Origin of the sequence: Caenimonas koreensis DSM 17982 (genome assembly GCF_009646335.1) — a bacterium.
GTDB classification, from domain to species: domain Bacteria; phylum Pseudomonadota; class Gammaproteobacteria; order Burkholderiales; family Burkholderiaceae_C; genus Ramlibacter; species Ramlibacter koreensis.
Genome location: NZ_WJBU01000005.1, coordinates 113,666 through 128,475, shown reverse-complemented (window position 1 = coordinate 128,475; position 14,810 = coordinate 113,666). Strand labels below are relative to the sequence as shown.

15 protein-coding genes are annotated in these 14,810 nt (G+C 65.4%); 5 read left to right on the top strand and 10 right to left on the bottom strand.

Annotated elements, in window-relative coordinates:
- Window positions 1–24: 24 nt before the first annotated feature.
- The gene (locus GHT07_RS05925) at window positions 25–1,449 is read right to left on the bottom strand and encodes an FAD-binding oxidoreductase (protein WP_153584143.1); all 1,425 of its coding nucleotides are present in this window, start codon (window positions 1,447–1,449) and stop codon (window positions 25–27) included.
- Window positions 1,450–1,596: 147 nt separating this feature from the next.
- Between GHT07_RS05925 and GHT07_RS05920 the strand changes: the two genes are divergently transcribed.
- On the top strand, window positions 1,597–2,157 hold the full coding sequence (locus GHT07_RS05920; protein ID WP_153584142.1) for a cob(I)yrinic acid a,c-diamide adenosyltransferase: 561 nt from the start codon (window positions 1,597–1,599) through the stop codon (window positions 2,155–2,157).
- Window positions 2,158–2,169: 12 nt separating this feature from the next.
- Here GHT07_RS05920 and GHT07_RS05915 read toward each other — a convergent pair whose 3' ends face one another.
- The 6 genes from GHT07_RS05915 to GHT07_RS05895 form a co-directional block, all read right to left on the bottom strand.
- Window positions 2,170–2,592, bottom strand: coding sequence for a hotdog fold thioesterase (locus GHT07_RS05915; RefSeq protein WP_153584141.1), 423 nt, complete (start codon window positions 2,590–2,592; stop codon window positions 2,170–2,172).
- Between the two features lie 26 nt (window positions 2,593–2,618).
- Window positions 2,619–4,538, bottom strand: a complete 1,920-nt coding sequence (locus GHT07_RS05910) for an acyltransferase family protein (protein WP_194792844.1) — start codon at window positions 4,536–4,538, stop codon at window positions 2,619–2,621.
- Between the two features lie 20 nt (window positions 4,539–4,558).
- The gene (locus tag GHT07_RS05905) at window positions 4,559–5,881 is read right to left on the bottom strand and encodes a solute carrier family 23 protein (RefSeq protein ID WP_153584139.1); all 1,323 of its coding nucleotides are present in this window, start codon (window positions 5,879–5,881) and stop codon (window positions 4,559–4,561) included.
- Window positions 5,882–5,958: 77 nt separating this feature from the next.
- Window positions 5,959–6,846, bottom strand: a complete 888-nt coding sequence (locus GHT07_RS05900) for an alpha/beta hydrolase (protein WP_153584138.1) — start codon at window positions 6,844–6,846, stop codon at window positions 5,959–5,961.
- The gene (locus GHT07_RS21625; protein ID WP_267237605.1) at window positions 6,846–6,971 is read right to left on the bottom strand and encodes a hypothetical protein; all 126 of its coding nucleotides are present in this window, start codon (window positions 6,969–6,971) and stop codon (window positions 6,846–6,848) included. The genes GHT07_RS05900 and GHT07_RS21625 overlap by 1 nt, the downstream gene beginning before the upstream one ends.
- A 77-nt stretch (window positions 6,972–7,048) precedes the next feature.
- Complete coding sequence (locus GHT07_RS05895; protein ID WP_153584137.1) at window positions 7,049–7,651, bottom strand: TetR/AcrR family transcriptional regulator; 603 nt, start codon at window positions 7,649–7,651, stop codon at window positions 7,049–7,051.
- A 65-nt stretch (window positions 7,652–7,716) separates the two neighbouring features.
- Here GHT07_RS05895 and GHT07_RS05890 point away from each other — a divergent pair, with 65 nt between their 5' ends.
- The gene (locus tag GHT07_RS05890; RefSeq protein WP_153584136.1) at window positions 7,717–9,729 is read left to right on the top strand and encodes an acetoacetate--CoA ligase; all 2,013 of its coding nucleotides are present in this window, start codon (window positions 7,717–7,719) and stop codon (window positions 9,727–9,729) included.
- Here GHT07_RS05890 and GHT07_RS05885 read toward each other — a convergent pair whose 3' ends face one another.
- The 3 genes from GHT07_RS05885 to GHT07_RS05875 are packed head-to-tail and all read right to left on the bottom strand — an operon-like array spanning window position 9,730 to window position 11,636.
- The gene (locus GHT07_RS05885; protein WP_153584135.1) at window positions 9,730–10,635 is read right to left on the bottom strand and encodes a DMT family transporter; all 906 of its coding nucleotides are present in this window, start codon (window positions 10,633–10,635) and stop codon (window positions 9,730–9,732) included.
- A gap of 37 nt (window positions 10,636–10,672) precedes the next feature.
- On the bottom strand, window positions 10,673–11,101 hold the full coding sequence (locus GHT07_RS05880; RefSeq protein ID WP_153584134.1) for a MarR family winged helix-turn-helix transcriptional regulator: 429 nt from the start codon (window positions 11,099–11,101) through the stop codon (window positions 10,673–10,675).
- Window position 11,102: 1 nt separating this feature from the next.
- Window positions 11,103–11,636, bottom strand: coding sequence for a flavin reductase family protein (locus GHT07_RS05875; RefSeq protein WP_194792843.1), 534 nt, complete (start codon window positions 11,634–11,636; stop codon window positions 11,103–11,105).
- A gap of 25 nt (window positions 11,637–11,661) precedes the next feature.
- On the opposite strand from GHT07_RS05875, the gene GHT07_RS05870 reads away from it, so the two are divergent.
- The 3 genes from GHT07_RS05870 to GHT07_RS05860 are packed head-to-tail and all read left to right on the top strand — an operon-like array spanning window position 11,662 to window position 14,781.
- Window positions 11,662–12,699 carry a M29 family metallopeptidase gene (locus GHT07_RS05870; RefSeq protein WP_153584133.1) on the top strand — a complete coding sequence of 346 codons (1,038 nt, stop codon included), beginning with the start codon at window positions 11,662–11,664 and terminating at the stop codon, window positions 12,697–12,699.
- Window positions 12,696–13,481: an alpha/beta fold hydrolase gene (locus GHT07_RS05865; RefSeq protein WP_323740816.1), complete on the top strand. Its 786-nt coding sequence runs from the start codon at window positions 12,696–12,698 to the stop codon at window positions 13,479–13,481. The genes GHT07_RS05870 and GHT07_RS05865 overlap by 4 nt, the downstream gene beginning before the upstream one ends.
- A 34-nt stretch (window positions 13,482–13,515) precedes the next feature.
- Window positions 13,516–14,781 (top strand): acyl-CoA dehydrogenase family protein, encoded by a 1,266-nt coding sequence (locus GHT07_RS05860; RefSeq protein ID WP_194792842.1) that lies wholly within the window; start codon window positions 13,516–13,518, stop codon window positions 14,779–14,781.
- Window positions 14,782–14,810 lie beyond the last annotated feature (29 nt).

Genomic DNA, 14,810 nt, shown 5'->3' with positions numbered 1-14,810 from the left:
GGGGCCAGCGTCCCGATGTGTGAACTACATCGCGAATATCTTGCCGGGATTCATGATGTTCTTCGGATCGAGCGCGCGCTTGATCGTGCGCATCATGTCCACCGCGCCGACGCCAGCTTCGGTCACGAGGAATTCCATCTTGTGCAGGCCCACGCCGTGCTCGCCGGTACAGGTGCCTTCGAGCGCGAGCGCACGAGCCACCAGCTGATGGTTGAGCTGCTCGGCCACTTCGCGCTCCTTCGGATCGTTCGGGTCGAGCAGGTAGCCGAAGTGGAAGTTGCCGTCACCCACGTGGCCCACGAGGAAGTAGGGCAGGCCGCTCGCGTCGGCTTCTTTCACCGAGTCGAGCAGGCAGTCGGCCAGGCGGGAGATCGGCACACACGTATCAGTGGAGATCGCGCGGCAGCCGGGGCGTGACTGGATCGCAGCGAAGTACGCGTTGTGCCGCGCCGTCCACAAGCGTGTGCGCTCTTCCGGCGTGGTCGCCCATTCGAAGGCCGTTCCGCCGAATTCGGATGCGATCTCCTGCACCGTCTCGGCCTGCTCTTTCACACCTGCAGGCGAGCCGTGGAATTCCATTAGCAGCATTGGCTCTTCGCGCAGGCCGAGCTTGCTGTGCGCATTCACCATCCGCACGGTGTTGTGGTCGATCAGCTCAACGCGCGCGATCAGCACGCCCAGCTGGATCACCTGGATCGTGGTGCGAACAGCGGCCTCGATGCTCGGGAACGAGCAGATGGCGGCTGAAATCGCTTCGGGCAGCGGATACAGGCGAACGGTGACTTCGGTGATCACGCCGAGCGTGCCTTCACTGCCCACCATGAGCCGCGTCAGGTCATAGCCGGCGCTGGATTTCTTGGCGCGCGTGCCGGTGCGGATCACTTCGCCGCTGGCTGTCACGACTTCAAGCGCGAGCACGTTCTCGCGCATCGTGCCGTAGCGCACGGCATTCGTGCCGCTGGCACGTGTGGCGCTCATGCCGCCAATGGAGGCGTCGGCGCCGGGATCGATCGGGAAGAACAGGCCCGTGCTCTTCACGGCCTCGTTCAGCTGCTTGCGGGTGACACCGGGCTGCACCGTCACAGTGAGATCCTCGGCGTTGATCGCGAGCACCTTGTTCATGCGCGAGACGTCGATGCTGATGCCGCCCTGCACGGCGAGCAGGTGGCCTTCGAGCGATGAGCCAATGCCAAAGGGAATGACGGGCGTTGAAAAGTCGCTTGCAAGCTTCACGGCATCCGCGACGTCCTGCGTGCTCTCGGCGAACACGACCGCCGCCGGCGGTGGCGCGACGAAAGAGGACTCGTCACGTCCGTGCTGCTCACGCACGGCGAGCGCTGTCGAGCAGTTCGCGCCAAAGCGCGACTTCAGCGCGGCGAGCAGCGCTTCGGGTACATCCCGCTGGTTGATTTCAGGAACGAGATGCGAGTGGGGCGTGGGCGCGTTCATGCTTGTCTCCGGGGCAGCGCCCCAGTTTAAGCGCAGGCGCTGTTTCGCACCATGCGGCAGGCTTGCCCCTTGCAGCCCTATGGCGACGCGCCAGCGTGCCGCTACGACGTGCCGCACAATTGCGGCAGTTCACCAGCGAGAGCGATCATGGGCAAGCGACTGACACAGATAGCCACGCGCACCGGCGACGACGGCACCACGGGCCTGGGCGACAACACGCGCACATCGAAAGACAGCCTGCGCGTGCACGCCATGGGCGATGTGGATGAGCTCAATTCACACCTGGGCGTGCTGCTGTGCGAAGAGCTGCCGCCCGCCATGCGGGAGTTGCTGGTGGAGGTGCAGCACCAGCTCTTCAATCTGGGCGGCGAGTTGTCCATTCCCGGGTTTGAATTGCTCAAGCCAGAGGCCGTGGCAGCGCTCGACGAAGCGCTCGAGCACTACAACTGCCAATTGCCCAAGCTGGAAGAGTTCATCTTGCCCGCGGGCAGCCGGGCGGCGTCACAGGCGCATGTGTGCCGCACGGTGGTGCGGCGCGCCGAGCGGGCGGTGGTGGCGCTGGGCGCCGTCGAAACACTGCGTGAAACGCCGCGCCAGTATCTCAACCGGCTGAGCGATTTGATGTTCGTGCTGGCGCGCGTGTGCAACCGTATGAACGGCGGCGACGATGTGTACTGGAAGAGCGAACGGCTGGCCCGCAAGGAATAGCGGCTCGACCGGTCACGGAACCTGCAACACGGCCAGCGTCAGTCGTGACACGCAGGTCGGCCGGCCTTCGTCATCGACCATGTCGATCTGCCAGACCTGCGTGCTGCGACCGATGTGGATCGGCCGCGTGATGCCCGTGACCCAGCCCTGCGTGGCGCCGCGCAGGTGGTTGGCGTTGATGTCCAGCCCCACGACGCGAAAGCCCTCGGGGCATGCATACATGCCACCGCACGAACCCAGCGTTTCCGCCAGCACCACCGACACGCCGCCGTGCAGCAGCCCGTAAGGCTGTTTGGTGCGGTTGTCGACGGGGATGCGCGCGCGGATGAAGTCGTCGCCGACTTCCAGGAACTCCATGCCCAGATGCTCGGGGGCCGTGCCCTTGTGGGCCGCGGCCAGATGCTCAACAGAGACGGGTTTTTTCCAGATTCGCATCGGGCCATTCTAGGAGGCGACGGGTGTCATTGCCTGACGCGCGGCCACGCGGCGGGGTTGGCGTCGCGCAGCCGGCTGGCCAGGAGCACGGAGCCTTCTGCGGTGAGGTGCGCGTCATCGAACTGGACGGGCACGCGGTTTGCCGTCGCAGTCGTGATGCACTCGCCCGAGGCCGTTGCGCACAACGCGCGATAGGCAGACAAGTACACAGCGCCGCTCGCGCCCAGCGCAGAGGCGATCGCACGGTCGAGCTGTTCGCGCCCGTCGAGGCGAGCGCGCGCAACCAGCGAAGCATCGTTGCGGCTTTCGGCCAGCGCGAGTACGCGCGGCAACGGCATGCGGTACTGCGCGATCGGGCCGACCACGATGACAGCGCGGGTGTGCGGCAGCAGTGCCGCGACGGTCTTGCGCAACGGCTCGATGTCATCAGCCGCCCAACGGGCCGACAGCACAACCGCATCGAAATTGCCCGCCGGGATGATGTGGTCCAGCACTTCGTCTGCCAGCGCACGGCAGTCTGGGCTGGCATCGACCGATTTGAACGGCCTGCACCCTGCCGCCGTCACCTGCTGGATCGTGGCGTCTGGAAATGCCCGTGACAGGCCAGACCACAGGTGCGCGGCATGGCTGTCACCGATCAACAGGTAGTTGGGTTTGCCTGGCGCGCGGGCGAGGCACTTGTCACGATCGAGGTGCTGCAGCTGCTGGCGCCGGGGCACGAGAAAACACGTGTCGTCCCGGTAGACCTGCGCCGTGGGGTAGTCGCCAAGTGTGTAGAGCCATCGGGCATAGGGCGAAATGCGCCAGTCGCCGCCTGCAGTGCCGATGAGCACCACTGCGCAGGCGAGGACTGCGGCCGTCGTGCCTGCAGCCCAGCGATACGCCTGCGCGCTGCGGGCTGTCGAGCGGCGCAGCGGCGTCTCGATGAATCGCCATGAGAGCACTGCCATCAGCAGAGAGGCAGCGATGATCGCCGCGGCAGGCAACGGCTCGAAGGGAAACATCGCGCCGTAGAACACCACCAGCGGCCAGTGCCAGAGATAGAGCGAGTACGACACGAGGCCCACGCCCACGAGCGGCTTGAAGGCGAGCAAGCGTGTGGCGGCGGCGCGCGAGCGCGACCCGCACCAGATCACGAGCGCGGCGCCCACACAGGGCATGAGCGCACCTTGTACAGAGCCGACTTCGGTATCCGACGCCAGGCCGAACGCGATCAGCGCCAGGCCCGCGAGGCCCGCAGCCTCCTGCAGCCAGCGCCAGCGCGCGGCGGGAGCCTCGTAGAACGCGAGCAACGATCCGAGCAGCAACTCCCACGCACGTGCGCCGCTGAAATAAAACGCGGTGTTGGGGCTGTAGCCTGCAAGCGCGACGGCGCCCATCGCACTCAGCGCCATCAGGCTGGTGAGCAGCAATACCTGTTGTGCGCGCGTCCACTTTCTGCAGGCCAGCAACAGCAGCGGGAACAGCAAATAGAACTGCCCTTCGACGGCGAGCGACCAGGTGTGCTGCACCGGGTCTGCCTGCGCGGCGCCAGAGAAGTAGCCCTCGCGCGCCGTCACCATGTACAGGTTGAAAACGAACAAGGCTGCTGCCGCCGTGCCCTGGCCCAGCTTCGCGATGTCCGGCGGCGGCAAAACAACCCATGCCACTGCGCCGGTGACCGCCAGCACGACGAGCAGCGCGGGAAGGATGCGGCGAATCCGCCGGTCGTAGAACCCCGCCAGCGTGAAGGCGCCCGCAGCGAGCTGAGCGCGCAGCAGCGTCGTGATCACAAAGCCGGAGATCACGAAGAAGATGTCCACGCCGAGGAAGCCGCCGGGTAGCCAGTCGGCGCCAGCGTGATACAGCACGACGGCCAGCACGGCGATGGCGCGCAGGCCGTCGATGTCGGCGCGATAGCCCGGCGAGCTGCCGTTTGTTGCGTGCGGCCCGACGGGAGCAGTCATCGACTCAACGAGTCGTGGCATCAACTCGCGCGGCTGGCTGGCGCCTCACCGCCGCGGTTGAGCAGCGCGTACAGCAGGATCGCACCAAACGTAGCAGTGCCGATGCCGCCCAGCGCAAATGCTTGTGGCCCCGAGCCGAACTTCAGCGTGAAGTCACCCGTGCCCAGCACCAGCGTGATGGCCGCGACGATCAGGTTTTTGTTCTGCGAAAAATCAACACGGTTGTCCACCCAGATCTTTGCGCCGGCCACTGCGATCAGGCCGAACACCACGATCGACACGCCGCCCATCACCGGCAGCGGAATCGCCTGGATCACCGCGCCGAACTTCGGCGAGAAGCCGAGCAGCACGGCGAGCATTGCGGCGAACAGGAACACCGCCGTTGAATAAATCTTGGTCGCAGCCATCACACCGATGTTCTCGGCGTAGGTCGTCACACCTGTGCCGCCCGACGCACCGCTCACGATGGTGGCCACGCCGTCGCCGATGAACGCGCGGCCGATGTACGTGTCGAGGTTGCGGCCCGTCATCGCTGTCACGGCCTTGATGTGGCCGAGGTTCTCCGCGACGAGGATGATCGCGACGGGCGCAATCAGCAGCATGGCGTTGGCGTCGAACACCGGGCTCGCAAACGCCGGTGCGCCGAACCAGGCGGCGTTCGCGATGCCCGACAAGTCCATCGGCTTGCCCAGGCCCATGCCGTTGGTGAGCACCGCGTAAATGACGCTCGCGACGACCAGGCCCACCAGGATCAAGAGCCGCTGCACCATGCCGCGCGTGAATACCGCGACCACGGCCACGCTCACGAATGTCACGGCCTGCATCCACGAATCGAAGTTGCTCGCGGCCATGTTCTTGACCGGGATGCCCGCGAGGTTCAGGCCGATCACGGCGACGACTGCGCCGGTGACCACAGGCGGCATCAGCTTCTCGACCCACGCCGTACCCACAGCCTGCACGATGGCGCCAATGACGGTGTACGCCACGCCGCACGCGATGATGCCGCCGAGCGCGACGCCGATGTTTGCGTTGGGCGCTTTGCCGCCATAAGCGGTCGCGGCGATCACCACACCGATGAAAGCGAAGCTCGACCCGAGGTAGCTCGGCACTTTGCCGCCCGTGACCACGAAGAAGATCAGCGTGCCGATGCCGCTCATCAGGATCGCGATGTTGGGATCAAATCCCATGAGAATCGGCGCAAGCACGGTGGCGCCAAACATCGCAATCACGTGCTGCACGCCCATCACCGCTGTTTGCGGCCAGGGCAGGCGCTCATCGGGTGCAATGACGCCGCCCTGGCGCAGCACATCGGCCGACTTCTCCGTCCAGTTGAACATTCCCATCGCTCGCTCCTTCTTGTGAAAGTGCGCCGATGCTAGGTGGAATGCGCGCTGGCTACAAGGCGCAGCGTGTGTTGCGCTCAGGCTGTGAAGATCGCGACCTCTCCCAGCACCTTCGCGTCTTTCAGGATCTTGCGGTGACCGAGGCCCTCGGTGGCCACGAAGCGTGAGCCGTGGATCGCGTGGGCATACGCCTGGCCGTCAGAGAACGAATTGATGCTGTCGTCACTGTCGTGGACGATGAGTGTCGGCACCCGAATGCGCGGGCCCACCGCATCGGGTTCGAACAGTTGCATCAACGCGCCCTCGGCCGACTCGATGCGCTTTTGCATCGCCATGCGAGTCATCTCGGACAAGCCGAACACCTTTGCAAAGTACCGCGTGTATTCGCGCGGTGAAGCTGGCGGCGCGAGCAGCACGAGCCGTTGCGCCTGCATGCCACGGCTGGCTGCATAAGCGGCTGCATTGGCTGCGAGCGAATGGGCGACGACAGCGCGAATCGTGTGGCCCTGCTGCACCAGCCTGGCCGCGACGTACTCGATGGCCCGCGCGAATTGGGGCAGCGAACTCGTTGAGCCTGCGCTGTGGCCGTGGGCCGGCAGTTCAAGCAACACGGGCCGCAGGCCGTGCTGCGCGAGCGACTCGGCCAAGGGCAGCATCTGCCGCGCATGACCACCCCAGCCATGCACGAGCAGCACCACCGGTGCATGAGGGGCGACGGCCGGTGAATAGAGCGTGACGCTGGCGTTCTCGAACGGCCAGTGCTCCGCTTGCCACGGCTGCGCCCACTTTGCGCGCCGCGTCATTTGCTTGGGCGGCAGGGGCGTGCAAAACAGGCGGCGTGCTGCCCGCACGCCAAGTGACGGCGCCACGCGCTCGAACGCGCCGAGCGCAAGCCGGAACAGGCGGATGCCAGGGCTGGCCTGGTAGAAGGCCGACGTGGCCTGCACGGCAGTACGGGCGGCCATCAGAAGAACACCATGTCGTCGTTGGTGCGGGGCAAGTTGCCCAGCGACGCCACAGCGCTGCCGATGAGGCGAATGCTAGCGTGAACGCCGGCATAGGTGCCAGCCAGAAGAAGAATCGTGACCATGACAGTTTTCCTTTCTTCGCACGGTTGTGCGAAATGTTGACGAACGACAGGAAGAGGTGGTTGTCTCCGTTTGGTTTCTAGGACAGGTAAGTCTGGCGCAGGCGCTGCCAGCTGGACTGCGTGCGCTCGGCTGCTTTGGGCTCGCGCAGGAAGCGCGTGTCGTGAATCATTCCCAGCATCAGGCAATAGATTTCGCCGACGAGTTGATCGGCATCCGTGTCGCGCCTGAAGTGCCCGGCCTCGACGGCCTGCTGCACCGTGCGGCGCAACGCCGCGCGCCAGCGCGTCACTTCTGCAAGCAGGAAGTCGCGCAGCGGGCCTTCGCGGTCATCGAGCTCGAAGGCGCCCGCAGAGAAGATGCAGCCGGTTTGCGCCTCGACGTCGCGCGTGCGCAGCACCCAGCGCCGGACAATCTCGTCCAGCCGGGGCAGGCCTTTGGGCAATTGCATGGACGGCACGAACACGTCGGCCAGGAAGCGGCGGCCAAATTCCTCGATCACGGCCATCTGCAGCGCTTCGCGCGAGCCGACTCTTGAGAACACGCCGCTCTTGGAAAGCCCGATGCGGTCGGCCACAGCCTGCAACGTGATCGCCTCCAGGCCCTCGCCAGCGGCAACATCAATTGCCGCGCCGACGATGGCGGTGCGGGTGAGTTCGCTTTTCTGGGTCAGGGCGTCCATGGCGCAAATATAGCACGGTTGTGCGAAATAGTATGCCGGGCCCCGTCGCTGCTACGCTGCACGCCATGCGCGCGCCTCACACCCCCTGGATTCGCCTGTACCAAGACTGGCTGCATGAAACACGCGGCCTGAAGTTCGACAGCTACGACGCGCTGTGGCGTTGGTCCGTCACCGACTTGCCGGCGTTCTGGCAAAGCGTGTGGGACTTCTTCGAGCTGCACTCGCCAACGCCGCACACAGCGGTGCTGGTCGAAGAGAAGATGCCGGGCGCCAAGTGGTTTGAAGGCGCGCAGTTCAATTACGTGCAGCAGTTGTTCCGCCATGTCGAGCCGGCGCACGACGCAGGCTTTGCCGCTGTGGTCAGCCAGAACGAGCAGGGTGTGGTCCGCGAGATGAGCTGGCCCGAGCTGCGCAGGCAAGTTGCGTCGCTCGCGCTGCATCTGCAGGCGCAGGGCGTGCAGCCCGGTGACCGGGTGGCTGCCTACATGCCCAACATTGCGGAGACGATCGTTGCTTTCCTGGCCGTGGTGAGCATCGGCGGCGTGTGGAGCTTGTGCGCGCCCGACATGGGCACCAACGCCGTGCTCGACCGGTTCAAGCAGATCGAGCCCAAGGTGCTGTTCGCGGTGGACGGCGTGACGTACGCGGGCCGCGAGTTCGATCGTGTCGATGTGGTCGCGCAACTGCGCGCGGCGCTGCCCACGGTGCAGCGGGTGATCGTGCATCGCAACCTCGGCGCAAGTGACGAAGCGCTGCGCGCGTTGCAGCCGTTCACTGATTTCTCCGATGTGATTCAGCGCGATGACGACGCCGTCGCGCACTTCGAGCCGCTGTCGTTGCCCTTCGAACACCCGTTGTGGATCGTCTATTCAAGCGGCACCACCGGCTTGCCCAAGCCGATCGTGCATGGGCATGGCGGCACGGTGATCGTCGCACTCGCGTTGCAGGTGCTGCACAACGATATCGGCTGCAGCTACGACGCCAACAGCTGGGGCGAGCGCTACCACTGGTACAGCTCGACGGGCTGGGTCATGTGGAACTGCCAAGTGGCCGGCCTGCTCAATGGCACGACGATCTGCATTTACGACGGCAACCCCGGCGGCACCAAAGACCAGCCTGACTGGACGACGCTGTGGCGATTCGCGGGTCAGCATCGCGTCACGTTCTTTGGCGCTGGTGCGGCGTTCTTCGCGAACTGCATGAAGGCGCATGTCGATCTCGCCGCATGTGGTGACCTGAGCGCCGTGCGCGCTTTGGGCACCACGGGTTCGCCGCTCAGCATCGACGTGCAGGCGTGGGGCACGCAGCAGTTCGCAGCCATCGGCACGCCAGACATCTGGTGGCTCAACATGTCGGGCGGCACTGACTTTGCGGGCGCGTTCATCGGCGGCAATCGCGAACTGCCGCAGATGCCGGGCGAGATGCAGTGCCGCCTGCTTGGCTGTTCGGTCGAAGCCTGGAACGAGCAGGGCGAACCGGTGATCGATGAAGTGGGCGAGCTGGTTTGCACCAAGCCGCTGCCCTCCATGCCGCTGTATTTCCTGAACGACGAAGGCAACAAGCGCTACCTGTCGTCGTACTTCGACACGTACGCCGGCGTGTGGCGCCATGGCGACTGGCTCAAGGTGACGCCCTCGGGCGGCTGCATCATCTACGGCCGCAGTGACGCGACCATCAACCGCCATGGTTTGCGCATGGGCACGAGCGAGCTGTACAGCGCCGTCGAAGCTCTGCCCGAAGTGCTCGACTCGATGGTGGTCGACCTCGAGTTCCTGGGCCGCGAAAGCTATATGCCGTTGTTCGTGGTGCTGCGGCCGCACGTGGAGCTGGACGACGCGATGAAGACGCGCATCAACAACGCCATCAAGACTGCGCTGTCGCCGCGCTTCATTCCGAACGAGATCTTCCAGGTGCAAGAAATCCCGCGCACGATCTCGGGCAAGAAGCAGGAGCTGCCGATCAAGAAGCTGCTGCTCGGCCAGCCGATCGAGAAAGTGGTCAATCGCGATGCGATGGCGAACCCGGCCTGCCTCGACTGGTACATCGCGCTGGCGAAGCAGCGGCTTGCCCAGGCCTAGTCAACGCGCGGCAGGCTTGCGATTGACGAGGACGATGCCAATCGCCACGCCGCACAGCGCCAGCATCAGCTGCGCCGTGAGCGGCTCGTCGAGCAGCAGCACGCCGAACACCAGGGCGAACACAGGCGTGAGGAACGTGAACGACGACATCTGCGTGGCCGGGTAGTGCCGCAAGAGCCACATCCAGGTGAGATAGCTGGCGAAAGCGCCAATCGCTGTCTGCAGCGCGAGCGAGCCCCACGCATGCGCTGAATAGCTGAACGACCAGCTCTCACCCAGCATCAGCGATAAAAGCGGTGCGATCAACGACGTGACGGCCACTTGGTAGAACAGCGTCTTCTCCGCGCTGGCCGTCGAGAGCTTGCTGGCACGGATGACCAGCGTGGTCAAACCCCATAGCGTGCCCGCTGCCAGCGCGAACGCATCACCCCGCAATTGCAGCGCCGTGCTGTGGCCGCCGGTGAAGCCTTCGCTGAATGCAAAGGCCACCGCCGCAAACGCGATGAACAAACCGATCCATTGCAGCGCGCGCAATTTCTCGGTCGGCACAAGCCGCGGCAGCAAGACGGCGACCACGAAAGGGGAGGTATAGAGAAACACCGTGAGCCGCGATGCCGTCGTGTCGCGCAGGCCCAGGTAGATGCAGCTGAACTCGCCCGCAAAGAGCGCGCCTGCGAGCAGGCCTGCCTTGAGTGTGCCGTCGTGCGCGAACAGCTTGACGCCGCGCACCACGCACCACAGCCACAGCAGCACAGTGGCGCCCGCAAATCGCAGCGACGCCTGCCACAGCGGCGGCACTTCGCCGACAGTGGACTTGATCAGGATTTGCTGGAAGCCCCAGAACAGGCAACACGCCACGAGCAGCGACACCGCGAGCGCATCGAGGTGGTTTTTACGTTCGACCATCGCCTGATGGTAGCGGTGTGCTGCGCCAGTCAGGCACTCAGGATTGCGGTGCGAGCTTTTGCAGCAATTTGCGAAGCGCGACCTTCTCTGTCGCGCCGAGCGAGCGCAGCATGCGCGACTCATGCCGCTTGGCCTCTTCCACAAGCGGTTTGACCAGCCGCTTGCCCGCTGCCGTGGCGGCCACGAGCGTGCAGCGCTGGTCGCGTGCGTCCGAGTGCAACGCCAGCCAGCCTTGATCGCACATGCGCTGCACGAGCTTGGTCACCGTGGGTTGCTTGGCCAGCACCTCGTGCGCGAGCTGGCTCACGGTGAGCGGCTGCGCGTCGTGCAGCGTGGCGAGCACGCGCCACTCGATCGAACTTAAGCCGGCGGCGCGAACGTGCGCGTCGAAATCTTTGTAGAGTGCGTGGTTCGCCTGGCCGAGCAGGTAGCCGAGGTAGTCATCGACAAAGCGCCCGGTGGCCATGTCAGAGCGGATGCTCCGTGTAGAAGCGCCCGCCGTGGAACAGCAACGGCGATGCGCCCGGACGCCAGGTGCAGCGCTCGACCTCACCCACGAAGATCACGTGGTCGCCTTCCTCATAGCGGCTGCGGTTGAAGCACTCGAAGGAAGCGCAGGCGCCGGTGATCAGCGGCGCGCCCCCGATGCCTTCGGTGAAGGGCACATCGGCCCAGCGGTCGGTGCCCTTGGCTGCGAAGCGCTCGGCCAGCAGCTTCTGGTCAGCGGCGAGCACGTTGATGGCGTAGTGCGAGCCGCCGCGCAAGGCCGGCAGTGATGCCGCGGCAGTCGCCAGGCTCCACAGCACCAATGGCGGCTGTAGCGAGACCGAGTTGAACGAGTTGGCCGTGAGGCCGAGCACGCCGCCGTCGGCAGTGCGCGCGGTGACGATCGTCACGCCAGTGGCGAACATGCCCAAGGCGCTGCGAAACTCCTTCGACGAGAAGCTGGGCGGCTGGGCTTTGCGGGGCGGGTTCAAACGGCTTTTTGCATGAAATTTCATGTAGTATGACTTGAAACTTCAAGCCATGCTGCCCGAAACCCTGGAGCCCTCGTGGCTCGCCGCCTTTGAAGCCGTGCTCGCGCGCTGCGCCCTGCAGCCCGGTGAAGTGGTGGCCGTGCTGTGCGAAAGCCAGACGCGGCCTGTGCTGCCGCAGCTGGCGCAACTCGCCGCCGCCCGCCTGGGTTGCCGTGTCTTCACCCTCTGCGTTCCCACACCGTTCGACAACGCAGGTCCTGTCGTGCGTTCCACAGGCGCATCTGCCGCATTGCAGCAACTCGGCCCGGTGGTTGGCGCGCTGGCGGCCAGCACACTCGTGGTCGATTGCACTGTCGAAGGCCTGATGCACGCGCCGGAGCTGCCCGCGATCCTTGCCGGTGGCGCGCGCGTCATCTACGTGAGCAATGAGCATCCCGAGGCGCTGGCGCGGCTCGTGCCCAACGATGCGGTCGAGCCCCTCGTCAAGGCCCACGTGAAGCGCCTGCGCGCCGCGAAGTCCATGCGTGTGTCGTCGCCCGCAGGCACAGACCTCGTCATCTCGCTTGCTGCCGCTGTCTGCGGCGGCAACTGGGGCTACACCACACGGCCGGGCACCATGACGCACTGGCCTGGTGGCCTTGCGCTCGCGTTCCCCGCTGCCAGGAGCGTGAACGGCACGCTTGTGCTGGCCGAGGGCGATGTCAACCTCACCTTCAAACGCTATATCGAGCGGCCCATCACACTGCGCATCGAAGACGACTACGTGGTGAAGATCGAAGGTGCGGGTGTGGATGCAGAGCTGATGCGCAGCTACATCTCAGCCTGGGGCGACAGGGACGCGTATGCCGTCAGCCACGTGGGATACGGCTTGAACGCAGCCGCGCGCTGGGACAGCATGGCGCTGTACGACAAGCGCGATTTCAACGGCACCGAGCTGCGCGCTTTCGCCGGCAACTTTCTCTACAGCACCGGCGCGAATGAAGTGGCAGGGCGGCACACGCGTGGCCACTTCGATTTGCCCGTTCGCAACTGCACCGTGGAACTCGATGGCGTCGCCGTCGTGCAAGCGGGCGAGGTCATCGCGTGAACGCTCCAACTTTTACGGCGCTGGGCAGCGGGCCCTGCGTGTTGATGCTGCACGGCATTGGCGGCGGGCACCTGGCGTTCGCGCCGCAGGTCGAAACACTCGCGTCGTCGGGCTACCGCGCTGTGGCGTGGGACATGCCGGGCTATGGCCACAGCGCGCCCATCGAGCCGTACACCTTCAAGGGGCTGGCGCAAAGCTGCATCACGCTGATCGAGGCGCTGCAATGCGGTGACGTCACGCTCATCGGCCACAGCATGGGCGGCATGGTGGCGCAGGAGGTGATGGCGCGGCGGCCTGAGCTGGTGAACAAGCTCGTGCTCTCTGGCACCTCGCCCGCATTCGGCAAGAGCGACGGCAACTGGCAACGCGAATTCATCGCGCAGCGCACAGCGCCCCTCGACGCGGGCAAGAGCATGGCGCAGCTGGCCGAAACACTGATTCCGCAAATGATCGGCCCCGGCGCTTTGCCTGAAGGCGTTCACCTCGCAACGCATTGCATGAGCATGGTTCCGCCAGCCACGTACCGGCGTGCGCTTGAAGCGCTGGTCACCTTCGACCGGCGCGCTGAGCTCGCCCGCATCAGCGTGCCCACGCTCGTGCTCGCGGGCGAGTTCGACAAGGTAGCCCCGCCCGCGGTGATGAAGAAGATGGCCGACGCCATTCCCGGCAGCACGTACATCGAGCTCAAAGGCGCGGGACACCTGGCCAACCTCGAAGTGCCCGATGACTTCGACGGCATGGTGCTGAACTTCCTGGCGCTGCCGCGCGCGCTGCATCACTGAACTGCACTCCCGTCACACTGCCGAAAGACGAACGATGGACGCCTTGCCCCAGTTGAACTTCACACCTGCGGTGGGCGACCTGCCCTTCACCGCCAAACAGCGCTCGCTGCTCTCGCTCGTGCACGAGCTGGGCAAAACCAAGTTTGCCGGGCGCGCCGCGCAATGGGACGAAACAGCGAGCTTCCCGTTCGAGAACTATCGTGACCTGCGCGACGCCGGCTTGCTCGCGCTGTGCGTGCCCGAAGCCCACGGTGGCCTTGGTGCCGACTACGCAACGTACATGATGATCGGCGCGGAGATCGGCCGCTTCTGCGGCGCGACAGCGCTCACGTACAACATGCACATCTGCTCGACGATGTGGACGGGCGTGCTGGCTGACGGCATCGCCATGACCGAAGAGCAGCGCAGCGAGCACGTGCGCCGCCGCGCCTTGCACTTCCAGCGTGTGGTGAAAGACGGCGCGATTTACGCGCAGCCGTTCTCCGAAGGCAGTGCCGCTGCCGCGGGCCGTGCGCCATTCGGAACGACAGCGCGCAAGGTGGAGGGTGGCTGGCTCGTGAACGGCCGCAAGATCTTCGCGTCGCTCTCAGGCGCTGCCAACTACTACGGCGTGCTCTGCACCGAAGACAAGGGCGACGACAAGCCCGACGCGCGCGACACGCTTTATCTCGCGGTGCCCGCCACCAGCGAGGGCTTCGCGATCAGCGGAGAGTGGAATCCGCTGGGCATGCGTGGCACCGTGAGCCGCAATCTCACGTTCAAGGATGTCTTCGTCAGCGACGACGAGCAGCTCATGCCGCGCGGCATTTACTACAAGGGCGCGCAAACCTGGCCTGCGATGTTTTTCACGCTCGCGCCCACGTACCTCGGCCAGGCGACAGCAGCGTATGACTTCACGGTGCAGTACCTGCGCGGCGAAGTGCCCGGCGAGCCGCCCATCAAGCGCCGCATGTACGCCACCAAGCAGATCGCCATGGCGCAAATGCGCATCCAGCTGGAGTCGATGAAGAGCCTGTTTGCGCGTGCCATCCAGGAGGCCGGGCCGAACCCGACCAAGGACGCGCGCATGCGCCTGTATGCGGCGCAGTACAGCGTGATGGAAGGCGCCAACGACATCGCGCGCCTGGCCATTCGCACCTGCGGCGGCCAGGGGATGATGAGGCACCTGCCGCTCGAGCGCATCTACCGCGACAGCCGCTGCGGCTCGCTCATGCTGCCCTGGACGGCGGAACTGGTGCTCGATCGAATGGGGCGCGAGACGCTGTACGAAGCAGGCGAGCGGGACGACGCGCCCGCCTGAGTGCTGCGAAACTGTAAGAAGTGCGCTGG